This window comes from Candidimonas nitroreducens (genome assembly GCF_002209565.1).
Classification (GTDB): domain Bacteria; phylum Pseudomonadota; class Gammaproteobacteria; order Burkholderiales; family Burkholderiaceae_B; genus Candidimonas; species Candidimonas nitroreducens.
In genome coordinates, this window is record NZ_NJIH01000001.1 from 52,951 (window position 1) to 77,425 (window position 24,475).

At 66.5% G+C, this 24,475-nt stretch carries 21 protein-coding genes; 9 read left to right on the plus strand and 12 right to left on the minus strand.

From position 1 onward, the window contains the following. Positions 1-136: 136 nt before the first annotated feature. Positions 137-781 carry a uracil-DNA glycosylase family protein gene (locus tag CEY11_RS00290; RefSeq protein WP_408608093.1) on the plus strand — a complete coding sequence of 215 codons (645 nt, stop codon included), beginning with the start codon at positions 137-139 and terminating at the stop codon, positions 779-781. Positions 782-857: 76 nt separating this feature from the next. Here the strand turns inward: CEY11_RS00290 and CEY11_RS00295 are convergent, their stop codons facing one another. Then, entirely contained in the window at positions 858-1,811 is a 954-nt protein-coding gene (locus CEY11_RS00295; RefSeq protein ID WP_088601353.1) for a LysR family transcriptional regulator, read from the minus strand. A gap of 342 nt (positions 1,812-2,153) precedes the next feature. Here CEY11_RS00295 and CEY11_RS00300 point away from each other — a divergent pair, with 342 nt between their 5' ends. The 4 genes from CEY11_RS00300 (at position 2,154) to CEY11_RS00315 (ending at position 6,225) form a co-directional block, all read left to right on the plus strand. After that, positions 2,154-2,939, plus strand: coding sequence for a class II aldolase/adducin family protein (locus tag CEY11_RS00300; protein WP_233154649.1), 786 nt, complete (start codon positions 2,154-2,156; stop codon positions 2,937-2,939). Between the two features lie 181 nt (positions 2,940-3,120). Next, complete coding sequence (locus CEY11_RS00305) at positions 3,121-4,086, plus strand: Bug family tripartite tricarboxylate transporter substrate binding protein (protein WP_088601354.1); 966 nt, start codon at positions 3,121-3,123, stop codon at positions 4,084-4,086. A 23-nt stretch (positions 4,087-4,109) separates the two neighbouring features. Then, entirely contained in the window at positions 4,110-5,003 is an 894-nt protein-coding gene (locus CEY11_RS00310) for an amidohydrolase family protein (RefSeq protein WP_088601355.1), read from the plus strand. Positions 5,004-5,133: 130 nt separating this feature from the next. Continuing rightward, the gene (locus CEY11_RS00315) at positions 5,134-6,225 is read left to right on the plus strand and encodes an alkene reductase (RefSeq protein WP_088601356.1); all 1,092 of its coding nucleotides are present in this window, start codon (positions 5,134-5,136) and stop codon (positions 6,223-6,225) included. 66 nt (positions 6,226-6,291) lie between these two features. On the opposite strand, the gene CEY11_RS00320 is transcribed toward CEY11_RS00315, so the two are convergent. The 3 genes from CEY11_RS00320 to CEY11_RS00330 all read right to left on the minus strand — a co-directional run bounded on the left by CEY11_RS00320 (position 6,292) and on the right by CEY11_RS00330 (position 9,759). After that, positions 6,292-7,257, minus strand: coding sequence for a Bug family tripartite tricarboxylate transporter substrate binding protein (locus tag CEY11_RS00320; protein ID WP_088601357.1), 966 nt, complete (start codon positions 7,255-7,257; stop codon positions 6,292-6,294). A gap of 117 nt (positions 7,258-7,374) precedes the next feature. Further along, positions 7,375-8,568: a mandelate racemase/muconate lactonizing enzyme family protein gene (locus CEY11_RS00325; RefSeq protein WP_088601358.1), complete on the minus strand. Its 1,194-nt coding sequence runs from the start codon at positions 8,566-8,568 to the stop codon at positions 7,375-7,377. Positions 8,569-8,838: 270 nt separating this feature from the next. After that, positions 8,839-9,759: a LysR family transcriptional regulator gene (locus tag CEY11_RS00330; protein WP_088601359.1), complete on the minus strand. Its 921-nt coding sequence runs from the start codon at positions 9,757-9,759 to the stop codon at positions 8,839-8,841. A 176-nt stretch (positions 9,760-9,935) separates the two neighbouring features. Between CEY11_RS00330 and CEY11_RS00335 the strand changes: the two genes are divergently transcribed. Continuing rightward, complete coding sequence (locus CEY11_RS00335) at positions 9,936-10,331, plus strand: BPTD_2524 family lipoprotein (protein ID WP_088601360.1); 396 nt, start codon at positions 9,936-9,938, stop codon at positions 10,329-10,331. Between the two features lie 120 nt (positions 10,332-10,451). On the opposite strand, the gene CEY11_RS00340 is transcribed toward CEY11_RS00335, so the two are convergent. The 4 genes from CEY11_RS00340 to imuA form a co-directional block, all read right to left on the minus strand. Then, on the minus strand, positions 10,452-10,910 hold the full coding sequence (locus CEY11_RS00340) for a GatB/YqeY domain-containing protein (RefSeq protein WP_088601361.1): 459 nt from the start codon (positions 10,908-10,910) through the stop codon (positions 10,452-10,454). A 250-nt stretch (positions 10,911-11,160) separates the two neighbouring features. Further along, a complete protein-coding gene (locus tag CEY11_RS00345; RefSeq protein ID WP_088601362.1) occupies positions 11,161-14,370 on the minus strand; it encodes an error-prone DNA polymerase in 3,210 nt (1,069 codons plus the stop codon). A gap of 217 nt (positions 14,371-14,587) precedes the next feature. Then, entirely contained in the window at positions 14,588-16,126 is a 1,539-nt protein-coding gene (locus CEY11_RS00350) for a Y-family DNA polymerase (protein WP_088601363.1), read from the minus strand. Then, positions 16,056-16,787, minus strand: coding sequence for a translesion DNA synthesis-associated protein ImuA (gene imuA / locus CEY11_RS00355; protein ID WP_233154650.1), 732 nt, complete (start codon positions 16,785-16,787; stop codon positions 16,056-16,058). The genes CEY11_RS00350 and imuA overlap by 71 nt, the downstream gene beginning before the upstream one ends. 321 nt (positions 16,788-17,108) lie before the next feature. Here imuA and ypfH point away from each other — a divergent pair, with 321 nt between their 5' ends. Further along, positions 17,109-17,891, plus strand: coding sequence for an esterase (gene ypfH / locus CEY11_RS00360; RefSeq protein WP_088601364.1), 783 nt, complete (start codon positions 17,109-17,111; stop codon positions 17,889-17,891). Between the two features lie 266 nt (positions 17,892-18,157). Here ypfH and CEY11_RS00365 read toward each other — a convergent pair whose 3' ends face one another. From CEY11_RS00365 to pbpG, 3 genes are all read right to left on the minus strand, one after another. Then, positions 18,158-18,625: a carboxypeptidase-like regulatory domain-containing protein gene (locus CEY11_RS00365; RefSeq protein ID WP_088601365.1), complete on the minus strand. Its 468-nt coding sequence runs from the start codon at positions 18,623-18,625 to the stop codon at positions 18,158-18,160. Positions 18,626-18,773: 148 nt separating this feature from the next. Then, positions 18,774-19,571, minus strand: a complete 798-nt coding sequence (locus CEY11_RS00370) for an NRDE family protein (protein WP_088601366.1) — start codon at positions 19,569-19,571, stop codon at positions 18,774-18,776. A gap of 37 nt (positions 19,572-19,608) precedes the next feature. After that, positions 19,609-20,688, minus strand: a complete 1,080-nt coding sequence (gene pbpG, locus CEY11_RS00375; RefSeq protein WP_088601367.1) for a D-alanyl-D-alanine endopeptidase — start codon at positions 20,686-20,688, stop codon at positions 19,609-19,611. Between the two features lie 412 nt (positions 20,689-21,100). Here pbpG and aqpZ point away from each other — a divergent pair, with 412 nt between their 5' ends. Together aqpZ and CEY11_RS00385 are read left to right on the plus strand one after the other, a co-directional pair. Beyond that, positions 21,101-21,805, plus strand: coding sequence for an aquaporin Z (gene aqpZ / locus CEY11_RS00380; RefSeq protein WP_088601368.1), 705 nt, complete (start codon positions 21,101-21,103; stop codon positions 21,803-21,805). 351 nt (positions 21,806-22,156) lie between these two features. Then, positions 22,157-22,804 carry a DNA-3-methyladenine glycosylase I gene (locus CEY11_RS00385; RefSeq protein ID WP_088601369.1) on the plus strand — a complete coding sequence of 216 codons (648 nt, stop codon included), beginning with the start codon at positions 22,157-22,159 and terminating at the stop codon, positions 22,802-22,804. 218 nt (positions 22,805-23,022) lie between these two features. Here CEY11_RS00385 and argG read toward each other — a convergent pair whose 3' ends face one another. Further along, the gene (argG, locus tag CEY11_RS00390) at positions 23,023-24,351 is read right to left on the minus strand and encodes an argininosuccinate synthase (RefSeq protein ID WP_088601370.1); all 1,329 of its coding nucleotides are present in this window, start codon (positions 24,349-24,351) and stop codon (positions 23,023-23,025) included. Positions 24,352-24,475: the final 124 nt, after the last annotated feature.

The following is a 24,475-nucleotide window of genomic DNA, read 5'->3' on the forward strand; positions in this document are numbered from 1 at the left end:
CCGGGAAATAAGCCGGCACCGACCCAGCCCGCAGCGGCCCTGCGCCGCCTGTTTGCCTGTCCGGTAAACTGAACGGTTATGGGCCGCGTCACGATTTCCGCCGCGCGGTTCGGCATTTGCCGCAATCCAGGTTTTAATCGTGACCAAAAATAAGCAAAGTTTCGAGGCGCTGCTGGCTTCCATCCGCGCCTGTAGGGCTTGTCGCGACCAGCCCCGCTACGGGAGCCCCTTGCCGCACGAGCCGCGGCCGGTGGTGCAGGTTGCCCAGACAGCCCGCATCTGTATTGCCAGCCAGGCGCCGGGCGCGCGCGTGCATGAAAGCGGCCGCCCGTTCAATGACCGCTCGGGGATACGATTGCGGCAGTGGATGGGTATTGAAGACAGCGAATTCTATGATGCCTCGCGCGTGGCGATCGTGCCCATGGGCTTTTGTTTCCCCGGCAACAAGAGCGACGGCAGCGATTTGCCGCCGCGCCGGGAATGCGCGGAAATCTGGCGCGAGCCCTTGTTCGCGCAACTGCCGAATTTGACGCTGCTGTTGCTGATCGGCGGCTACGCGCAACGCTGGCACCTGGATCGACTGGCGCCGGGGCTGCCCAAGCGCAACGTTACGGACACAGTGCATTCGTGGCGCGAACTGCGCCAGACCATCCCGGCGCTGCACGTGTTTCCCTTGCCGCATCCATCGTGGCACAACCAGAATTGGCTCAAGCGCAATCCCTGGTTCGAGGCCGAGGTGCTGCCGGTGCTGCGGGCGGATGTGCGAGAGGCCCTGGCCTGATAGCCGGAGGGGGCCCCTGCACTGGGCCTGTTGATGCAGTAGAGACGCCTCTTCCCGCAGCAATAGGCCCTGGCGTCTAGGCGGCAAAGGATGTCCCCAATCCTTTTTCGTCCAGGATCGAGGCGCCTTCCCATGCGCCGTCGCGAATCAGCTCATGCGCCACTTCCTTGAGGACGACGCGGGTGGCCAGGGCCGCGGGCGACAGTTCGTCGTCGGGGTGGCTGGTGAGTATGCTGCAGCGGTACAGGGATTTGTCGGCGATGGGCACCAGCACGATGCGCTCGTCGTTCGTGACCGAGACCGCCGAGCTGGGGTGTATGGTGGCGCCCATGCCGGCTTGCACCGCGCCCATCAGGGTGTTCAGCCCGTCGATTTCCGACACCACGTTGGGTATGGTGTTGCGCCGCTTGAAGGCATTCATGATGATGCTGACCAGGGTGTGCCGGCCGCTGGGCAGTATCAGCGGCAGCTTGGCCAGGTGCTCCAGGCGCGTGCTGCGCCCCAGGGGCATGCCGGGCAGGTCGTTGCGGCCGATGACGTACAGGTATTCCTTGAGCAGCGGGGTGACGTGCATGCGCGGGTCTTCGCCCATGTCGAAGCGCAGGCTCAGATCGAGCCGGCGGGCGTCGATCAGCACGGTCAGGTAGGCCGACAGGCCTTCGACGATGTTGACCCGTATTTTGGGATAGCGTTCGCGCATGGCGCGGATCAGGGGCAGCGCCAGGCGCAGCGCCAAGGTGGGCGCCATGCCTATTCTTACCGCTCCCGACAGCCGGCCTTCCTGCGCCGCGTTGGCGGCGATCTCTACTTGGCGCAGCACGGTCTGCGCATGCTGCCAGAACTCGATGCCGGCGCCCGTGGGCACGACGCCGGTGGACAGACGCTGCAGCAGCCGGGTCGACAGTTCGCTTTCGAGCCGGCTGATCTGCTGGCTGAGGGTGGAGGTGGTCACGCCCAGTTCCAGCGCGGCGCGGCCCATGCTGCCCAGCTCGACGACCCGCACGAAGTAGCGCAATTGCCTGAGTTCCATATTTGCCTGATCCCGTTGTTTGTGGTGCCGCCGGACATAAGGCGCCAGCCCTACGCGGCCGGTAATCCCGGCTGTTGACGGCGCTGGCGCTGCGGCAGATGATGGGCGGATGATCAGGCCGATGGCGGGCCGGTAGCCGGCTTGCAAGCCTGGTCGATGGCCCTCAAGCCTTAAATTTTATTAAACCCCCCTTGCGCCTCGCTGTCTAGCGTCCGGAGGGAACAGGGCATAGAGTCTAGGGCTGAGGTGCGGGGTCGCGGCGCCGGCCTCGGGCGGCTTGCCCCCGGCGGGCGGGCCGCTCCGCCCATACATTCATCCATCCGCACGTTGCAGAGGTTAGCCATGGCCGAGCAGGCATTGAAAATATCTTCCATGAAGGGCAAGTGTTCCCCCGAGGAATGGCAGCGGCGCGTCGACCTGGCCGCCTGTTACCGCTTGGTGCAGCTGTACGGCATGTCGGACATGATCGCCAATCACATTTCCACCAATGTGCCGGGCGAGGAGGGGGCTTTCCTCATCAACGCCTACGGCATGATGTACGAAGAGATCACGGCGTCCAGCCTGATCAAGGTGGATCTGAGCGGCAAGGTGCTCTCCAAGCCCGATTTCGGGTCTTTGGACTATGGCGTCAACAAGGCCGGCTATGTCATACATAGCGCCATCCACGCGGCACGCCACGACGTGGCCTGCGTCATCCACATCCACAGCTGGCCCACCATGGCGGTGTCGGCGCTGGAATGCGGGCTGCTGCCCATTACCCAGACGGCGATGCGCTTCCTGAAGATCGGCTATCACGACTATGTGGGCGTGGTGCTCAACGAGGAAGAAAAAGAGTCGCTGGTGCGCGACCTGGGCGACAGCGAGGCGTTGATCCTGCGCAACCACGGTGCGATCACGGTGGGCAAGAGCATCGGCGAGGCTTTCAACTGGATGCACCGGCTCGAGCTTGCGTGCCGTTCGCAGCTTGCCGCCATGGCATGCAATACCCCGTTGTCCAAGGTCAGCCAGCAGGTGCTGGATGAAACCTGGAACAACTATCAACCCGGCACCCGCCGGCCCTACGGGCTGATGGAATGGCCCGCGCTGCTCAGGAAGCTCGATCGCATCGATCCTTCCTATCGCGACTAGCGCCCCGCTTGCCTGGCGCCTGGGGCGAACCGAACAGGCCCTGGCCCAGGTACATGGGGCACTATCGCCTGGCCCGGCCGGCCCTGCGGGTTCGGCCGGCACAGGTGTTTTGCGGCCCGCGCCGCCCCGGCGCGGCGCCGTGTTCTACACATAACTTATATAAACACCCAAGGAGAACCATATGTCGAAGAAGAGGCTTTTCAAGCTGTCCCTGCTATGCGCCGCCGTGGCGGCAAGCTCGACGGCGCTGGCCGCCTACCCCGACCGAGCCATCACGATGATCGTGCCTTTCGCCCCCGGCGGCAATCTGGACATCACGGCGCGCGCGGTCGCCCCGGCCCTGTCCAAGGCGCTGGGCGGCCAGTCGGTCGTAGTCGAGAACAAGCCCGGCGCCGGCGGCTCCATCGGCGCCGGCTACGTGGCGCGCGGCAAGGCCGACGGCTACACGCTGCTGGTAAGCACGCCCAATGCGATCGCGGTTACGCCCTACATGACCAAGACGCCCTATACCCTCAAGAGCTTCCGGGCGATCGGGCTGGTGGCCCACACGCCGCTGCTCATCGACGTCAACGGCAAAAGCAAGTACAAGACCATACAGGAATTGATGAAGTACGCTTGCGCCAATCCCGGCAAAGTGACGGTGGGCCACTCGGGCATCGGCACCACCAACTATCTCGGCCTGATCAGCATGGAAGAGGCCTCGCACTGCAAGTTCTCGGCCGTCCCCTACAAAGGATCGGGCCCCGCCCTGGTCGACTTGCTGGGCAACCAGATCGACATGGTCGTCGATCAGCTCAGCAGCTCGGCGGCGCAGATCCATTCCGGCAATCTCAAGGCCCTGGCGGTGATGACGGCCGAACGGGTGCCCAGCCTGCCCAATGTGCCGACCTTGCAAGAGGCGGGCGTCAAGGGGGTGGACGCTTCCACCAACACCGGCCTGCTGGTGGCCGCCGGCACCCCCGACGACATCGTGGACACGCTCAACAAGGCGCTGCAGAAGGTTGCGCAAGACCCGTCGGTGCGCAATGTGCTCGGCAAAGTGGGCAGCACGGCCATGTCGTCCACGCCGCAGAAGTTCATGGGCATGATCGAGGCGGAAAGCAAGGTCGCCGCCAAGCTTAGCGCCGAAGGTAAATTGACGAAATAGTGGTATAGGAGCTGCGGGTCGGTATGTCGAAGCCATGTTACGCGCCCCTGGACGCATTCCAGGAACTGACGTTCGCGGTGCCTGACCATGCCTGCGATTCCCATGCCCATATCTTCGGGCCGTACGAGCGCTATCCGCTGGCCGAGGAACGCAGCTATACACCGCCGGAAAACGGTGTAGAGCGTTTCTTATGGCACCTGGACACGCTGGGGCTGGCGCGGGGGGTGCTGGTTACGGCCAGCGCCTGCGGCACCGACAACAGTTCGGTGCTGGACGCGCTGCGCAGTCATCCGCAGCGCCTGCGCGGCGTGGCGGTGTGCGACGGCAATACCGACCGCGCTACCCTGGCGGCCTGGCGCGAGGCCGGGGTGGCGGGCCTGCGCTTCAACCTGTATCAGCTCAACGGCCAGGCCGTGTACAAGAACGGCGTCGGGCTGCAGGCGCTGCAGGCCCTGGCGCCCGTCATGCGCGAGCTTGGTATGCATGCGCAGGTATGGGTGCATGCGCCCGACCTGCCCGATCTGGCGCCTGAACTCGAACGGCTCGGCGTGCCGCTGGTGGTGGATCACATGGGCCGCATGAATGCGGCGCTGGGCACCGACAACCCCGGCTTCGGCAAGCTGTGCGCGATGCTGGCCGACGGAACGGCCTGGACCAAGATATCCGGTGCCGACCGCAACACCAACCGCAAGGGCGTCTACGATGACATCGACGCCTATGCGCTGGGTTTGTTGCGCGCCAACCCCGAGCATGTCGTATGGGGTTCGGACTGGCCGCACATCAATTATTTCCAGCCGGGCGACGTGCCCGACGACGGCGTGCTGCTCAATACTTTGCGGCGCTGGGTTCCCGACGATGCGCTGCTGCGCCGCGTGCTGGTAGACAATCCCGCGACGCTGTACGGCTTCGGGAACTAGCGCCAGTTCACCCTGAAAGGGGAGCCGCACTGGTGCGGCAAGTGGGCGCCGGGCCAGGCGCCGGCGTACTTTTTTTGCGGCGCAGCATAGCGTACACTCGAAGCCGTGATCCTGACACGGAAGTGAAGCTATGACCGATCTGTTTCAACCTGTGCGGCTTGGTGCCACCGAGCTGAAGAACCGCATCGTCATGTCGCCGCTGACGCGTACCCGCGCTTCGGCCGGCCGCGTGCCCAACGATTTGATGCTGGAATATTACCGGCAGCGCGCCGGCGCCGGCCTGATATTGTCCGAGGCTACCGTGGTGTCCGCGCAGGGCGTGGGCTATCCCGATACCCCGGGCATCTGGTCGCCCGAACAGGTGCAGGGCTGGCGCCGCATCACGCGCGCGGTGCACGAGCACGGCGGCAAGATGTTCCTGCAGCTTTGGCACGTGGGCCGGGTCTCCGACCCGGTTTACCTGGATGGCAACCTGCCGGTGGCGCCCAGCGCCATACCCTGCGGCGGCCATGTCAGCCTGCTGCGGCCCAGGGTCGGCTATGTAACGCCGCGCGCGCTGGATCTGGCCGAGCTGCCCGGCATCGTCGCCGATTTCGAGCGTGGCGCCCGCAATGCGCTCGAAGCCGGCTTTGACGGCGTGGAAGTCCATGGCGCCAACGGATACCTGCTCGATCAATTCCTGCAGGACGGCACCAACAAGCGCCTCGATGCCTATGGCGGGCCGATACAGAACCGCGCGCGCCTGCTGCTGGAAGTCGTCGACATTTGCGTCGGCGTGTGGGGCGCCGAGCGGGTCGGCGTGCATCTGTCGCCCCGCGGCGGCGCGCATTCGGTGTCCGACTCCAACCCCGCGGCCTTGTTCAGCCACGTGGCCGCAGAACTGGGCCGGCGTGGCCTGGCTTTCCTGTGCGTACGCGAAGCGCTGGGCCCGGACAGCCTGCTGCCCGTGGTCAAGCGCGCTTTCGGCGGCCCGATCATTGCCAACGAAGGCTTTGACCTGGACAGCGCGCAACAGGTGCTGGGCCGCGGCGATGCCGATGCGGTCGCTTTCGGCAAGCTGTACATTGCCAACCCCGACCTGGCGCAGCGCTTGCGCAATGGCAGCGACCTGAACCGATGGAACGCCGAAACTTTCTATGCGTCGGGGCCCGAAGGGTATACCGACTACCCCAGCCTGGAGTCCGAGGCGGATGCGGCCGAGCTGACAGTTTGCGGCGGTTGAGGCGGGCGACAAGGGGCGGGCCGGGCGGCGTCGGCCGCGAGCCCTGGCGCTGAGCCGGGATCTTGCTCAGTGCTCGACCGAGATCTTGTTGTGCTTGATGACCTCGGCCCATTTATTGTCTTCCTTGCCCATCCAGGCGCCCAGCGCCGCCGCGTCCCTGTATGACGCCTGGGCTCCCTGCAAGGTGAACGCGGCGATGACCTTCTTGTTCTGCACCGCCTTGCTCAGCACTGAGCCGATGCGCTGGATGCGCTGCGCATCGAAACCCTTGGGCGCCAGCAGGAACACGCCGGAATTCACGTCGTAGCCGGGAATATAGCTGTCGATCGCGGGGATGTCGTAGCCCGCGTACTTGTCTTCCGACAGCAGGGCCAGGGCGCGAATCTTGTGATCCTTGATAAAGGACGCGGATGCGCCCAGGCTGACGATGGCCATGGACACGTCGCCGGCCGCCAGGCCCTGCAGCGAGGGGCTGCCGCCGCGGTACGGCACGTGCACCAGCTTGATGCCGGTTTTCATCTGCAGCATTTCCCCGGACAGGTGATGAATGGAGCCCACCCCCGAAGACCCGTAGGTGTAGAAGCCGGGCTTGGCCTTGGCCATCTTGATGTAGTCGGCCAGCGTATGGGCCGGACTGTTCGGCGGTACGGCGACCACGAAGTCGACCACGCCCAGCATGGCCACGGGGCTGAAGTCCCGGGCCCAGTTGTAGGTGACTTGCTTGTAGATGTGCGGTGCGATCAGCATCGACGTGTCGGCGAACAGCAGGGTATTGTCGCTGGGTGACGAATGCGCCACGTATGCGGTGGCGATGGTGCCCCCGGCGCCGGGCTTGTTGTCGACGATAACGGGCTCGTTCAGCTGTTTGCTGAGGTCGTGGGCGACGATGCGGGCCAGCGCGTCCAGTGCGCCGCCTGGCGGGAAGCCGACCACGATGCGCAGCGGCGGCTGGCTGGCGCGGGCCGCCGGGGCGGCGAGCAGGCAGCCGGAAATACAGGCCAGCAGGCCCAGGCGGGCGAACAGTCTTTTCATGTCGATGTCTCCTGGTGATCGTGTTCAGTCTTGGTTATGAGTTGGTGGCCCGGCCAGCGGGCCGGCATGCCCGGCATGTTCCGCGCTTGCCCTGGCGCGCCTGCGCGAGCCTCGGGCCTATGCCTTGCCACGGCCTTGCGACAAGGGCCGCCGCGCCAGTTCCCGGATGGCGTCCCAGTCGGGGTCGAAGCCCAAGCCGGGGGTTTGGGGCAGGGTCAGCCAGCCGGCCTCGGGGCTGGGCAGCTTGCGGAATATCTGCTCGCAGACCAATACCGAGATCCAGTGGTATTCGATGAAGCCGCCGTGAGCCAGGCCGGCGTGCAGGTGCATATTGTGAAAGGGCCAGGCGCCGCCGTTCGCCAGGGCCACATTGCAGGCCTGGGCCATGCCGGCGATGCGCAGGCATTGCGTATAGCCGCCCGTGATGGCGACGTTGGGCTGCAGGATGTCCAGGGATCGCAGTTGGCAGAATTCGGCAAAGCGGGCGGCCTGGCCTTCGTTCTGCCCGCCGGCCAGGGGTATGGCCGTTTGGCGCCGCAAATCGGCCAGCGCCCGGGCGTCGTTCTGGGTCAGCGGTTCTTCGAAGAAGGCGATGCCGCAGTCTTCCAGCCGCTGGGACAACAGGCGGGCGTGATAGGGATCCAGGCTGCAGTTGGCGTCGATGCAGATCTCTACGCCAGGGCCGACCGCGCTACGCACGGCGCGCACCCGTTCTTCGTCTTCGCGGATCACCCGATCCAGAGGCCGGGGCTCGTCGCGGCGTTGCAGCGCGTGGTTGCCGACCGTCATTTTCAGGCGATTGAAGCCGCGCTCTACCCAGCTGCGCGCTGCTTGGGCAAGCTGCTCGCGATCCAGGAAGCCGAAGCCGAAGGTGCTGTACACCGGCACCTTGTCGCGCGCGCCGCCGAGCAGGGCCCACAGGGGCTGGCGCAGCGCCTGGGCCTTGATGTCCCAGATGGCCACGTCGAGGGCGGCGATGGCGTGCGAGGCGTAGCCGTTTTGGCCGCGCGGCGTCAGCAGCCAGTAGAGCCGTTCCCAGATGCGTTCGTTGTGCAGCGCCGACATGCCCAGGATATTGGGCGCGACGATGGCGTTGATGGCGCTTGCCACCACTTCTTCTTCCGTGATGGCGGTGAAGCCGCAACCGACCAGGCCGCCCTCGGTCTCGACGCGCACTACTACGCAAGACAGGCTGGTGGTCTTGCTGACGCCCGAAATTTCGGCCTGCACTTCCAGATTCAATGGATAGGCTTGAACTTTTGCGATGTTCAGTTCGCGGCTGGGCAAGGCTGTCGCGGCCTCTGGGCTCATCTGCTGGGTCTCCTGGTTGTGCCGTCCCGCCGTGCGGGCGGCCGGCTGGGGCAGGGCTCATTCTATGTCGGGGAGAGGGAGGCCCGACAAGACGTATTTTTTTGAAGAGGTTTCGAAGAATGCGAAAGCTGGAGCCACGGCAGCGGGCAGCCCGCCAGGCTGCGCAAGCGGAGCACGGAAAAATGCGGACGCTGCGGGTAATCCGAGCCTTGCGGGTAATGCGGGTGCTACGGGTGATGCGAGAGAGGCGCCATGCGGCCGTGGGTCTGATCAGGCCGTTTGCGGAGCGGTTCCGGTGGTGCGCGTCAGGTGCTCGACCAGATTGGTGGCGCCGGGGGTCAGATGCCGCTGGGCGGGCCAGCCCAGCACCAGCTGGCGCTTGGCCCATGGGTCGTCGAGTTCGGCCGCGGCGATGCGCTTCAGGTCGAGATAGATCTGCGCGGCGCGGATCGGCACGATGCCTATGCCTATGCCGCTTTCGACCATGCTGCATACCGCGTCGAAGCTGTTGACCTGGATGCGCAGGCGCAGCAGGCGCCCGGCGCGGCCGGCCGACTGGGTCATCTTGGTAAGAATTGCCGTGCCCGCGTGCAGGCCCACGTAGTCATATTTGAGCGTTTCGGCAAAGTCGATGTGCTTGTACCGCGCTAGCGGGTGCCCGCGGGCGGTGACCAGCATCAGGCGATCTTCGCGATACGGCCGGGTATGCACGCCCATGGGGGTGTGATCGGCGTCGAATATGCCGAGATCGGTCTGGTTGGACTGCAGCAGTTCGGCGATGCGCAGGCTGGTTTGTTCCTGCAGGTCGACGCGCAGACGCGGATTGGCGCCCAGGTAGCTGGCCAGGTCGGAGGGCAGGAAGTGCAGGATCGAAGCCGCGTTGGCCATGATGCCGATGCGGTCTTCGACGCCCTGGGCGTAGTCGCTCAGTTCTTCTTCCATGGTGTCGGCAAGCTGCATCATGGCCAGCGCCTTCTGGTGGAAGGCGCCGCCCGCCGGCGTCAGGGAAATGCCGCGTGCGCCGCGGCGCAGCAGCCTGACGCCGATGCGCGATTCGATGTCGCTGATGCGCTTGCTGGCGGCCGCCACCGACAGGTGTATGCGGGCCGCGCCCTCGCTGATGCTGCCGGCCTGGGCGATGGCGATGAACAGGCGTAGGGCCGTGATGTCGATTTGAGAGAGTTGGCTCATGGGGCGGATTCCAAGGGTTTGAAGCCCGGCGCGGAACTCGCGGCCGGCCCGGCCGGGCTTCCTGTGTCCTGCCGTGCGTGCGATCGCCGCTTGCGGCATGGTTTCGGGACGCGCGGGCGCACTCCTGCATATAATCCCATGGTTGATGATATAGGCGCGGGCACCAAGGAGCCAGAGTGAAGATTTGGATTTGCGGCCTGCTGGCCGCCGGATTGTTGTCGGGTTGCGCGGCAGGCATACAAGGGAATTCGCCCACGGTTTCTTATACGGTGCCGCGGGGCTACCTGGCGGTGTATCACCGCGCGCAAGACCAGGCGCAGAAGTGCCTGCGCGGGCAGAACGCCTATCGCGTGCAGGGCAAGCTGGATCGGGCCTCGGGTTCGGGCAGCGTCGACGTGGTGGCTCCGTTTGGAAGCAATGTGGTGGCGCGTACGCAGTTCCGGGCGCTGGATTCCGGGCACACGCGCGTCACCCAGAGCGTATGGGGCAGGTCGATCTGGGACAGCAAGGCGCTGGCCGCCATGCGCGAGTCCGTCTACATGGATACCTCGGAGTGCACCGCGTATCTCTGAGCGGGAGCGCCGATCCGGGCGTGGCACGGGCGTCTTGGCGCCCGGGCGCTGGTCGAGCCTCGCGCCTGATGCCGCGTAGCGCAGCGCGGCGGCCGGATACGCGTGTGCCGCTGCGGGAATTCAGGCCAGCCTGGCCTTGACCTGGGCGGAAACGGCGGCCATGTCGGCGCGGCCGGCCAGGCGCGCTTTCAGCAGGCCCATGACCTTGCCCATGGCGGGCCCGCCGCTCAGCCCCTGGGCCGAGACTTCGGCCACGGCGGCCTGGATGGCGGCATCGACTTCCTCGGCGCTGGCGGCCTGGGGCAGGAATTCCTGCAGCACGGCCAGCTCGGCCTGTTCCTGCGCGGCGGTTTCGGTGCGGCCGGCCTGCTGGAAGGCGGCGATGGATTCGCGCCGCTGCTTGACTTGTTTCTCGATGATGGCGGTGACGGCGGCGTCGTCGAGTTCGCGGCGCTCGTCGACTTCTTTCTGTTTGACGGCGGCCAGCAGAAAACGCAGCGTGCCCAGCCGGGCGGTGTCCTTGGCGCGCATGGCGCTCTTGACGGCCTCGGCCAGCCGGGGCTTGAGCGTGTTGCTCATGTTTCTTTTCCTATAGTTTGATGCGGATTCACGGTTGCGGCGGCAAGCGGGGCTGTATGGCAGCGCCCAGCCGGCGCGGCACGTTCGCCGTGACGATTTCGAGCCCGCATGGATGCCGCGGCGCCGACCGATTGCGCGGCGCCGTACTTCCGGCATTTTAGCGCGCGGCCGCAGGCCGTCGATGGCAAGCGCAATCGAAGCGGCGCCCGTGGCGGCCACGTCGCCGTGCACGGTTGATCTGGAAATGGAGTCAATGAAAGTCGCGGCTGGGCACTTCCAGGCCGCCCAGCAGCGGGCTGAGATCGACCAGCCGGTAGGCGATCAGGTGCGCCACTTCGTGGCGGCGCTGCCAGACGCCGTAGACCCCCAGCAGCCGGGAGTGCACGAGTTCGACGCGCTGGCGCTCGACCAGATCGGGCCGCACGATCAGGTTGACCATTCCGGTTTCGTCTTCGATGCTGACGAAGACGATGCCCTGGGCGGTCAGCGGGCGCTGGCGCATGGTGACCAGCCCGCAGGCTCGCGCCAAGCGCCGGTCGGGGTAGCCGGCGAGCGTGGCGGCGCTGGCGTAGCGCCGTGCCTGCAGCATGGGGCGCAGCAGCGCCACGGGGTGCCGGCCCAGTGTCAGCCCGGTGGAACGGTAGTCGGCCAGTACCGCCTGGCCCTCGGTGGGTGCGGGCAGCGTGGGCTGTTCCGCCTCGACGACGGGCGCGGGCCGCAGCATGTCTCTGAACGGAATGTTCGCCGCCTGCCAGTGCGCCTGGCGCCTGTGGCCGCTAAGCGAGCGCAGCGCGTCGGCCGCCGCCAGCGCGTCCATGTCGTGGCGTTCCAGCCCGGCGCGCAGCGCCAGGTCGTGCGTGCCGGCATAGGGCCTTGCGCTGCGGGCTTCCTGGATGCGCTGCGCCGCCTGGGGCGACAAGCCCTTGACCTGGTTCAGGCCCAGCCGTACTTGAGGGCGCGGCATGGCAGGATCGGGGGCGCCGGGCGCGGGCCATTCGAAGCCGGCTTCCCAGTTGCTGGCGGCCACATCCACCGGCAGCACTTGCACGCCGTGTCTGCGGGCGTCCTGCACCAGCTGGCGCGAGGAGTAAAAGCCCATGGGCTGCGAGTTCAGCAGGGCGACCAGAAAGGCCTCGGGCTCGTGCCGCTTCAGCCAGGCGCTGACGTAGGCCAGGATGGCGAAGCTGGCCGCGTGGCTTTCGGGAAAGCCGTATTCGCCGAAGCCTTCCAGCTGTTGGAAGATACGCTCGGCGAAACTTTCTTCGTAGCCCTTTCCCTTCATGCCGTCTATCAGCTTGTCGTGGAACTTGTGAATGCCGCCCTTGCGGCGCCAGGCCGCCATGGAGCGGCGCAGTTCGTCGGCCTCGTCGTCGCTGAAGCCCGCGGCTTCCTTGGCGATCTGCATGGCCTGTTCCTGGAAGATGGGTATGCCCAGGGTACGTCCGAGTATGCCTTCCAGGCCGGGCGGGCAGACATCGGCCCGATAGCTTTCGCGCTGCTGCAGGTAGGGGTGCACCATGCCGCCCTGGATCGGGCCGGGCCGCACGATGGCCACCTGCACCACCAGGTCGTAGAAGGCCTTGGGCTTCAGGCGCGGCAGCATGCTCATCTGCGCCCGCGATTCGATCTGGAATACACCTATGGTGTCGGCCTGCTGGATCATGTCGTAGACCGCGGCATCGTCGCGGGGTATGTCCTGTACGGCCAGCGGCCGTTGCCGGCACCAAGAGGTCAGGGCCAGGGCGCGGCGCAGCGCCGACAGCATGCCCAGGGCCAGCACGTCGACCTTGAGCAGGCCCAGGGCGTCGAGGTCGTCCTTGTCCCACTGCACTACGCGGCGCTCGGCCATGGCGGCGTTTTCGATGGGCACCAGGCGCGTGAGCTTGCTGCGCGCAATCACGAAGCCCCCCGGGTGCTGCGACAGGTGGCGCGGAAAGCCGATCAGCAGTTCGGTCAGCCAGACCCAGGACTGAGTGGTGGGCGACAGCGGATCCAGGCCTTGCGCGGCGGCCTTGGCCAGCAGGGCCTGCTTGCCGTCCCAGTACTGGCACGAACCCACCACCCGTTCGATGAGTTCCAGATCCAGCCCCAGCGCCTTGCCGGTGTCGCGCAGGGCGCTGCGCAGCCGGTAGGTGATGGCGACCGCGGCCAGCGCGGTGCGATGAAGGCCGTATTTGCCGTAGATGTACTGAATGATGTCTTCGCGGCGCTGGTGCTCGAAGTCTACGTCGATGTCGGGCGGCTCGTTGCGCTTGCGGCTGATGAAGCGCGCGAACAGCAGCTTGCTGTGGGCGGGATCGACCTCGGTGATGTGCAGGCAGTAGCACACGGCCGAGTTGGCCGCCGAGCCGCGGCCCTGGCAGAGTATGTTCAGTTCGCGAGCACGACGCACGATGTCGTACACGGTCAGGAAATAGGGTTCGTATTCCAGCTCGGCAATAATGGCCAGCTCTTCTTCGAGCTGTTTGCCGACCGTGTCGGGAATGCCTGCGGGGTAGCGCTTCTGCGCGCCGGCGTAGACCTCTGCGCGCAAATAGGCCTGCACGCTGCGCCCGGCCGGCACGATTTCTTCCGGGTACTCGTACTTGATTTGTTTCAGGCTGAAGGTGCAGCGCCGGCTGATTTCCAGGGTTTGCAGCAGAACGTCTGTGGGATAGAGCTGCGCCAGGCGCTCCAGCGGCCGCAAGTGCTGCTCGGCATTGGCCTTGAGCGCAAAGCCGCATTCGCGTATGGGGCGCTTGAGGCGGATGGCCGTCAGGGTGTCGTGCAGCGACTGGCGCGAGCGCCGGTGCATTTCCACCCCGCCCAGCGCCACCAGGGGAACGCCGAGCCGCTGCGACCAGGCCCGCAGCGCCGCATCGGGACGCAGCTCGCCGGCCCGGTAGTGCCGGTTCAGCCCCAGCCACAGCCGGCCCGCGTAGGGCGTCTGTAGCGCTTCCAGCTGTGCCTGCCAGGCATCTGTCTGCGCCGCGCCGCCGGGCTTGAAAAGAATCAGGCAGTCCGGCATGTGGCGCAGGTGTTCCCAGCCGCAAGGGGGCGCGAGCAGGTCGGCCGGCTCCAGGCGGTAGCTGCCCTTGGCGCAGCGCGAGCGCGCCAGGGTGATCAGTTCAGACAGGTTGCCGTAGCCTTCCAGCGTGCAGGCCAGGATGATGATCTCGGCGCGGCTGTCGTGCAATACGAAGCGGCTGCCCACGATCAGCTTGATGCCGCATTCTTGGGCTGCGACGTGCGCCCGCACGATGCCGGCCAGCGAGCATTCGTCGGCCAGGGCCAGCGCCTGGTAGCGCAGCGCGGCGGCTTGTTGCAGCAGTTCGTGGGGGTACGAGGCGCCGCGCAGGAAAGAAAAATTCGACAGGCAGTCGAGCTCGGCATAGCCGGGCAGCGCCAGGCCGGCAGCAGCGGCGGGTATGGCGCTACCCTCGGGCGGATCGGGCGCGGCGGGTGAGGGGGAGAGAGGCATGATGGGCGGTGTGATGGGTGGCGTGGTGGGAATGGGCGCAAGGCCAAGCCAGAGTCCCAGCTCTGCGCCAGGCACGGACAGTCCGCAGGGACTGTCCGTGTCCGGGCTTAGCCTCGCGATAGTTACGACTATCGCTGCGGTTTGCGCCTTGCCCTGCACACGAATCCATCAATTTCATTATGGGCACGAACTTCTGAGACACGACACTAGGCAAACCCTAAGCGAACAAGCCATGCAGGAACCAGCGCGGCCGGCCCGGTTCGCGGTCGAGATAGATCCAGTAGCGCGCCGCGCTGGCGTCCTGCGCCACGAAGTAATCGCGCGAGACGTGGCCGGTTTCGTCCCACCAGCCGGCCTCGATGCGCTCGGGGCCGCGTACCAGCCGCAGCGCCGCACCCTGGTAGCAGGGCCGGTCGTTGCGGGTTTCCAGGGGAACGGCGGCGCGCAGCAGCCAGAAGGGCCTGCCTGTGCCCGGAAAGCGGCCGGCGTCTTGTTCGCCAGGCATATCGGCGCAGGCTTCTTCGTGCTGCCGCGCCGCATTGCGGCTGGTGTGGCCGGTGTGATCAGCCGGCGCCAGGGGTTCCCACGAATTGGCGTGTTCGGGCCTGTGGTCGGCGCGCGGGCGCGGCTGCCACAGGCCCTGCGGCCCCAGGCGGGCGCGCAGCAGATCCAGCAGGCGGCTCTCGCGGGAAGCCCATAGTGCCGGTTCGATGAACAGGCTCTGGCTGGCCCCCGGCCGGGGTTCGACGTGGTCGACGGCCAGTTCCAGCGCGATGGCCGGGGCTTCCAGGCTCGTGTTGCGCAGGCGCTCGTCGAGCACCGCCAAGAAATCGCCGGCCTGCCACGCGGCCTGCGAGTAGGCCAGGCTCAGGGCGGTGGGTGGCCGGGCGTGGCGGCCTTTTTCGTAGTGCAGCAGGAAGTGCAGTTTGTCGGTGGCGCCGTGGCGCGCCTGCAGCCAGCCGCACAGCAGCTCGATGAGCCGGATGGCGGCGTGCCGCAGGCCGGCGACGTGCTCGATGCGCTCGATGAAGTCGTGGCGCTGCGCGAATCGGGGCGGCGCCTCGAACCACAGGAAGTGTTCGTCGGTGTCGCCGTAGGCGGCATCCAGGCTTTGCACCACGGCCGGCGCGCTGCGGCGCTGCAGGCCCTTGCGGGGCAGGCGGCGCAGCTGGCCCAGGCTGCGGCAGCCTATGTTGTCGAACCACGCGGCATGGGCGTCGCCGGCGGGCAGCGCGGCGGCAGGGATCTGGTTCAGCAGGCGGCGCAGCGTGGCCAAGTGCAGCGTGCGGCGCCGTGTACCGGCGCCTGCTTGCCAGGCCAGCATGCAGGCGCCGGCGGCGGTGGGCGCCATGCCCAGGCGGGCCCTGGCCTGCAGCGCGGCCAGGCTGGCGCCGAGCCTGCGCCACAGCGCGCGCGGGCCGCCGAACAGGCGCAGGCTGGCGCCGATATCGAGCACCAGCGTGTGGGCGTCGAAGCAGGCCAGCCGTGGCGTGTACTGCAGCAGGGCCAGCGCCAGCTGCTGCAGGTAGGCGGCTTCGGCCTGCGGGTCGGCTTCGCGCAGGGCGGCGCCCGGGGCCACGCCCAGGGCGCTGCCACGGCGCATGCCGGGACGCAGCCCCAGTGCCAGGGCGGCCGGCGTGCAGGCGCAGACCCGGCCCTGGCACAGTACCGCCGCCTGGGTCGTTTCAGCCGACCAGTTCGGGAACAGGGCGTCCAGGCTGTGCGTGGGCAGGTAGAGGCTGATCCAGAGCCGCATGGTACGAGGCGGCGCCGGCGTAGGTACGCATGCCGCTGAAGGACAGGACGATGGGATGCGGGCAGGCCGGCCCGTGCCGCTTGACGATGGTCAGGGCCACCCCTTGCGCTGCGGCGGCCAGCTGCAGGCGCAGCGGCGCGGCGCTGGGCTGGCGCGCGGCCTCGGGCGGCCGGAACAGGGCGCAAAAAGTGCCGCTGCCCTGTGCCAGCCATTGCAGGCGCCGCAGCGCGGGATTGCGCACGCGGCCGGCCCAGGCCAGCACGGCCGCGCAGGCCTGGTGGCGCAGTATTTGTTCGACCGCCCACAGGGCGTCGGCGGCCGTGGCGGGACAGACCCAGAGCAGGCTTTGTGGCGACAGGCGCCAGCGCTGCCAGCAGGCGATGTCGGGCACGTGGGGTGGGTCGACCAGCACGATGCGGCGCGCCGGATCCAGCTGCTGCATGGCCGGGCGCAACAGCTGGATTTCGCCTATGCCGGGGTGGCGCGGCATGAGCTCGACCAGCGCGCCCAGCGGCCAGCCGCCGCCGGGCAATTCGCGGTCGAGCTCGGCAAAGCCGGTGGAAATAGTGGCCTGCCGCCCCTGCGCGAGCTGCGAGCCCCGCCACAGGGCGGGGTGAATGCGCTCGGGGTGCAGCAGGGCGGGGGAACGCGGGGGTTTCATGGCATGGCTGGGGCTAAGGGTGTCGTGATTATTTTACTGTATAAAAAAACAGTATAAATGGGATGTGCCGCGAGATTGATGTAACAGTGCCGATATCGCGGCTGGATGCACCCTGGCGTGTTCTTCTGCCGCTGTGTGGCATCTTTCTTTGGAAGAGGGCGCTGCCCTCGGGGCGGCCCGACCTACACGGCTCGACCTACGCGGCCCGACCTACGCGGCCCGACCCAGCTTCGGCGCCGAATATGTGTATGATCGGAATTCAAGCTTGCGCGCGCCGCTGCGCGCCGCAGTCCCGCAACACGACACAACCACCGCGCCTCTATGCCGACTTCAGCGCCTACCGTTCCCGAGCCCTTGACCTTGTTTCCCGAGCAGGGCGACCCGCAGCAGCTTTTCGTGCTGGTGCACGACGCGGCGGCCGGCCCGCAGCAATTGCTGCCGCTGGCGCAGGCCTGCAAGAAGGCTTTCGTCAATGCGCTGGTGGTGCTGCCGTATGGCCCGATACCCGGCGAAAGCGGCCAATACGGCTGGCTCGAACCCGACGCCGAGGGCAAGGGCGAGGCGGCCCTGCCCGAGCGCGTGGCGCGCGCGCTGCCCGCGCTGATAGAGCTGGTGCGAGGTCTGCAGGCCCGCTATGCGCTGTCCGGCGAGCAGACCGCCCTGGCCGGCTTCGGCGAGGGGGCGATGCTGGTGCTGGAGGCCTGCTCGGCGCAGCCTGGCCTGGCCGGCCGGGTCCTGGCGTTTTCCGGGCGCTACGCCCGCCTGCCGCTGCAGGCGCCGCCGGTTACCACACTGCATCTGCTGCACGGCGCCGCCGACCGCGTCATACCCGCCGACCGGGCGCGCGAGGCCCATGCCCACCTGGCCGAGCTGCGCGGCGACGCCACCCTGGACATCGCCTCGACTGTCGGCCACGAATTGCACGAGGCCCTGATCCAGCAGGCCCTGCATCGCCTGCAGACCTGCCTGCCTCTTAGAAGCTGGGAAGCGGCCCTGGGCGACCTGAGCGCCGCGCCGCAGGGCCACGAAGACGATGTCGACGACTCGGTGCATGGCGGGTCTACCGCAGACGCCAGGGGGGGCGGCAAGCCGACCTTGCATTGATACGGATTCGCGATCAAAAAGAAGATAAGGGCATTGCTTCGCCTTGCCGTACTCTTTGTACCCCCTGCGGCTTCGCGCCTTGTTCTCTGCTTGATCGCGAACCCGTATGAGTCATCGCGGGGCAAGGCAAGGAAGAAACACAACAAGCCGGCCTGCACTGGGCGAGCCGGGCTCGGCGGGCAAGCTCCTTTGCGTTGAGGCTGCCTTGACGGATGGCCAGGTGCAGCCGCCGCGGGGCTGCGCCCACGGCAAGCTATTGTGCCGGCTTACTTCCATTCGAAGACGGCGCGCGTGGTGCCCTGGTCGTGCACCTGCACGCTGCGCGATTGGGTCTTGCCTTTGTAGGTGGCGTCCACCTTGTAGTCGCCGGCAGGCAGGCGCACCAGGAAATAAGGCCCTTGCGAGGTGGCGTTCAGCACACTGGCGTCGTGGCTGTCGCGTACGACCACCTGCACGTCGGCCACGTAGGCGCCATTGCCGTCGGCATTGCTGGCGAACGTCAGCGCCAGCGGATACTTGGCGGCGGCTTCTTTAAACGAGGCGGACTCGTCGCTGCCTATGCCGCCGCTGACATACTCCACCGAGCCCTGGTGCTGGACGGGCGGCAGCGCGGCGTAAGCTTGCATGCCCGCCAGCGCGCCGGCCAGCACGATTGCCGCCCACGATAGTTTCGGTGCGATGCGGCGCCGCGCGCCGTTGGAAGAATGCCGGGTGCTTGCGTGTATCGTCTGCATGCTGGTTCTCCTTTAGAGCCGGGCTTGTGATCTTCCGATTTTATTCCTGCAGCTGCCGGCACGCATTTTTGGCATGGCCGAGGGCGTGTGCAAGAGGATGCAGCGTGCAGGCAATGCGAAAGCCGCAGCCATCGGCCATGGGCTGAGATCAGCGGTGGTTCGAGTCTTGCGCCGTGCGCCGATAGGGCCAGTCGTGGCGCTCGATCGCGGTGCCTTGCGGATCGTAGCTGGTCTCACTCAGGATGCAGTGGCCGTCGGCGCGCATGGCCACCACGGTCGAACAGCGCGTGCCGTAGTCGGGGCTGACGATGAAGGGGCTGCTCAGCAGCCGCTCGCGTTCCAGCGGAATGCCGGTGCGCGGCAAGGCGTGGTCTTCGGCCGGCGTGCCGTCGCGCAAGATCTCGAACACCGGCGCCAGAGAAAGCTCGAGCCCGTTAGGATCCAGCGCATCCAGCGCCGCGCGCAGCCGCTGCGATTTGGGCCAGGGGGTGTCCAGCAAATGGTTGGACAGCACGTAGCGGCCCGCGCCCAAGGCATGCGCCTGGCCGGCGGGGTCGCGGTTGCCCAGGTAGTAGGCGCCTGCGGTGTCGCCCACGATCAGGTTGAAGCCGTTGTACGCGGCGGCGCTGGCGTGCACTTGCCGGATATAGGCGCCGGCGCTCAGGTCGCCCGTCAGAAAGTCGCTGACCAGCGCGCCGCGCGACGGTGCCGCGGGCAGCAGGCCGGCGCCCGGATCGCGGTAGTTGGTGACCAGGGCATAGCGGCCGTCGCGGCGCACGCCCAGCCAGGTGCCGCCGGCACGGATGTCGCAGCCGGCGATGATTTCGGGTTGTTGCGGCCAGGGCGCGGCCGCGCGGGTCGGGCGGGCGTGGAATTCGTCACGATTGGCGGCTATCAGTACCGGCCAGTCGCGGTGCACGCCCAGCGCCAGATAAGCAATACACATGCGACGTGCGCCGGCAGGGCGGGGACAGGCCCGCGCCCTACATCATGGCCAGGTTGGTTTCGCGTTCAACCAGATTGCGTACCCGCATGGCGTCGCCCACGCGGGAATAGCGGCCGACCGAGTTCAACAGCACGATGGCGACCTCGCGGCCGTCGATGCGGGTGAGCATGACCAGGCACTCGCCGGATTCATTGATGAAGCCGGTCTTGGATATCTGGATGTCCCATTTATGGTTGCGCACCAGCCCGTTGGTGTTGTTGTAGGCCAGGCGACGGCCGCGGCCGATGTCGACTTCGTAGTGATCGTCGGTGGTGTAGCGGTGGATCAGCGGCTGCCTGCTGGCGGCCACCAGCAGCTTGACCAGGTCACGCGGTGTCGACACGTTTTCACTGGACAAGCCGGTGGGTTCGAGGAAGTGCGTCTGGCGCATGCCCAGGGCGCGGGCCTTGTCGTTCATGGCGCGTACGAAAGCGCGCTCGCCGCCGGGATAGTAGCGCGACAGCGCGTGCGCCGCGCGGTTCTCGGACGACATCAGCGCCAGGTGCAGCATATCGGCGCGGCTCAGGCGCGCGCCCACGGACAGCCGCGAACGCGAGTGGCGCAGATGATCGACGTCGGCTTCGGTGATGGTGAGCATGTCCTGCATCGACTGCCCGGACTCGGTCACGATCAGCGCGGTCATGAGTTTGGAGATCGAGGCGATGGGGCGCACTTCGTCGCTGTTCTTGTTATACAGCACCGTGGAATTTTCCAGATCCTGCACGTAGGCGACCTCGGATTTCAGCGAGGCGTGGGCGGCCAGGGACTGGATGCTGCGGCGCGCGGCGGAGTCGCGATTGTCGTACGAAACCTTGTGTGCGGCGCCGGCATGGCTGCGATGCGCGTGGCGCACCACAGGGCGGCGATGCACCACTTTGCGGGCGTGTTGGCTTTTCTTGGCCTGGGTATGCTGCGCGGCCGGCTGGGCGGCTTGCACCACCGTGGGCGTGGCGAGACCGAAGGCGAATGCTGCGGCGGGCAGCAGAGCCAATAAGATCTTGTGCTTCAAGAAGTGTCGCATGATGGTCGCTGGGCGGTAGGCGTCGGGTTGCGCGGCGCGCATGCGGTATATGTGCATGCGGTTCACTGCGCGTAATGGGGCAGATGATATCAGAGAAAAAACAAAAAACTACCAGCGTTATTAGCAAGTTACATCATTTTTCTAAGTTCGATTTTAAGTTGGTGGCGATATCGGTGCGGCAGAGGCATTTTTTCCTGTGCATAAAAACAGTGTTTTGTCACGCGGCTGCCGTGTCCCTGTTGCGGCGCTGCCATCCCGCTGCGCTATGCAAGCCCACGCACAAGTGTATATCCAAGCAGGAATGTCGTATGCGCGGCATGCCGGCACGAATTGTCCGACAAAAATTGTCAATTCGGGTGCCTTCTGCACCCGGTTCACGCATCGCGACATTACTATGTGTAGCCATGAGTGCGCGGCGTCAGCAACAGGCCTACGCAACGAACAATGAACTGAAGCACAGGAGAAAATCATGCCATTGTCCAAACGCGCCTTGGCGGAATTGATCGGTACCTTTTGGCTGGTGTTGGGGGGCTGCGGCAGTGCGGTGCTGGCCGCGGGATTTCCGCAGTTCGGCATCGGGTTCGCGGGCGTCGCCCTGGCCTTCGGCCTGACCTTGCTGACCATGGCCTTTGCCATCGGCCATATTTCGGGCTGCCATCTCAACCCGGCGGTTTCCATCGGCCTGGCCGCGGGCGGGCGCTTTCCGGCCCGCGAGCTGCCGGCCTATATCGTGGCGCAGGTAGTGGGCGCGATTATCGCGGCCGGGGTGCTGTATGTCATCGCCAGTGGCAAGGCCGGATTCAGCCTGTCGTCGGGCCTGGCCTCGAACGGCTACGGCGCGCATTCGCCGGGCGGGTATAGTCTGCTGTCCTGCGTGGTGATAGAAGTGGTGATGACGGCCGCCTTCCTGTTCGTGATCATGGGCGCCACCGACAAGCGGGCGCCGGCGGCCCTGGCGCCGATTGCGATCGGCCTGTGCCTGACCTTGATCCACCTGGTCACCATCCCGGTGACCAACACTTCGGTCAATCCGGCGCGCAGTACCGGGCCGGCCTTGTTCGTGGGCGATTGGGCGCTGTCGCAGTTGTGGCTGTTCTGGCTCGCGCCCATCGTGGGCGGCATCATCGGCGCGCTGATCTATCGGGGCGTGGCCGGCGAGCCGCCGCGCGACTGATACGGATTCACGGATTCGCGCTCGAAAAGGCAAGGGCGCTGCTTCGCCTTGATGGATTAGGGCCTGTTATGAGCAACGCCGAGGGGCGGGCTTTTTGTGGCCACCCTTCGGGCTGGCGGGCAAATGGGCTCGTTGCGTGGAGCGGCCACGCGGTCTCGCCCGCGCCTAGCCTGGCGCCCATTTGCCCGCCAGTGCGGCTCCCCCTCTAGTGTGAACAAGGCCCTAGTTGTATTGCTCTGTCTCTGGCTGAGCGCCTTGTGCGCTACGCGCTTGCCGTTTCGATCGCAAACCCTATGAGTGTTCTATAGTACGGCCTTCAGTGCGGCCATTGCCGGCTACGGAGCGATCGATATGGGCGAGAATCGGGCGGCCGCCAGCGGCCTGTTTGCAGGCGAAGACAAGCTCAAGCGCTGTATCTGGTGCCAGGCCAGCGAGGCCTACCGCCATTACCACGACCACGAATGGGGCTTTCCCGTCATCGACGAGACGCGGCTGTTCGAGAAGATCTGCCTGGAAGGCTTCCAGGCCGGGCTCAGCTGGAGCACCATCCTGCACAAGCGCCCGGCTTTCCGCGAGGCCTTTGCCGGTTTCGACATGGAGCGCGTGGCGCGCTTCGGCGCGCGCGATGTGCAGCGGCTGATGGAAAATGCGGGCATCGTGCGCCATCGCGGCAAGATCGACTCGGCCATCAACAACGCCCAGAGGGCGCTGGAACTGCGCGAGCAGTGCGGCTCGCTGGCGGCCTACTTGTGGCGCTACGAGCCCGAGCGCGCCTCGCGCCCCAGGCGCATTACGTACGAAGCGCTGCGCGCCATGACGACCTCGCCCGAGTCGGTGGCGCTGTCCAAAGACTTGAAGAAACGCGGCTGGACTTTCGTCGGCCCCACCACCATGTATGCGCTGATGCAGGCCATGGGGCTGGTCAACGACCATGTAGACGGCTGCCATGCCCGCAAGCAGGCGCTGGCGGCCCGCGCCGCCTTGCAGGTTCCGGCTTGATGCGGGCCTCGCTATCGCAGGGCCCGGCGGTTGCGAAAATCGCTGTCGAAGAGCCTTCGTTGAAGGGCCTTCGTTGAAGATGTGAAAGTGAAAGGGCGGCAGTGGAAGGGGCCGGCCGCGACATGGTGTCGCGAATACCGCCTGCGGCCCGGCGCCTTGTTTTCGCGGGCGATGATCCCCGGGGCGATGCCCCGAGGTCAATATTCGCGCGGCGCAGCTTACTTGTCTTCGAGCTTGGGCAGCGGTGCGTTGCCCGCCGAGCTGAGCAGGCCGCTGCGGGCGTAGGTCATCAGCTTCTCGCGCGTATCGACGATGTCCAGTGTACGCATGGTGAGCTGGCCGATGCGATCCAGCGGCGAGAACGCCGATTCGCCTTTTTCCATGGTAAGCCGCTCGGGCTTGTAGGTCAGATTGGGCGAAGTCGTGTCGAGAATCGAATAGTCGTTGCCGCGGCGCAGTTCCAGCGTGACTTCGCCGGTGACGGCGCGCGCCACCCAGCGCTGCGCGGTTTCACGCAGCATCAGTGCCTGCGGGTCGAACCAGCGGCCCTGGTACAGCAGCCGGCCCAGATGGCGGCCATTGTCACGGTACTGCTGGATAGTATCTTCATTGTGGATACCAGTGACCAGGCGCTCGTAGGCGGCGAACAGCAGCGCCAGCCCCGGAGCCTCGTAGATGCCGCGGCTCTTGGCCTCGATGATGCGGTTTTCGATCTGGTCGCTCATGCCCAGGCCGTGGCGTCCGCCGATGCGGTTGGCTTCCAATATCAGTTCGACGGCGTCGGTGTATTCCGCGCCATTGAGCGCCACCGGCCGGCCTTCCTCGAAGCGCACCGTGACCTCTTCGGCCTTGACCGCCACGTCTTCGCGCCAGAAGGCCACGCCCATGATGGGCTGCACGATCTTGATGCCGCGGTTCAGGTGCTCGAGGTCTTTGGCCTCGTGCGTGGCCCCCAGCATATTGGAGTCGGTGGAATAGGCCTTTTCCGCCGACATGCGGTAGTCGAAGCCGGCCTGGCGCATGAATTCCGACATTTCGGCGCGACCGCCCAGCTCGTCGATGAAGGCCTGGTCGAGCCAGGGCTTGTAGATCTGCAGGTTCGGGTTGGTGAGCAGGCCGTAGCGGTGGAAGCGCTCGATGTCGTTGCCCTTGAAGGTGCTGCCGTCGCCCCAGATATTGACGTCGTCTTCCTTCATGGCGGCCACCAGCATCGTGCCGGTGACGGCGCGCCCCAGCGGCGTGGTGTTGAAGTAGGTGACGCCGGCGGTGGAAATATGGAAGGCCCCGGCCTGCAGCGCCGCGATCCCCTCGGCCGCGAGTTGCTGGCGGCAGTCGACCAGGCGCGCATTTTCCGCGCCGTACTCGCGGGCACGGCGCGGGATGTCTTCGTAGTCGGGCTCGTCGGGCTGGCCGAGATTGGCCGTGTAGGCGTAGGGAATCGCGCCTTTCTGGCGCATCCAGAGCAGGGCCGCACTGGTGTCCAGGCCGCCGGAAAAGGCAATGCCGACGCGCTTGCCGGTGGGGATATGCTGCAGAATGTGGGTCATCGGTATGGATCGAAAGAATGTAGGTCATGGGCGGGCGCCGCAAGGCCGCCCGAAGCAGGGCCGGGCCCCGCGCCAACCCGACATTGTACGCGGTCGAGCCCGAGCCCGCAGGCTGATCCGGCGG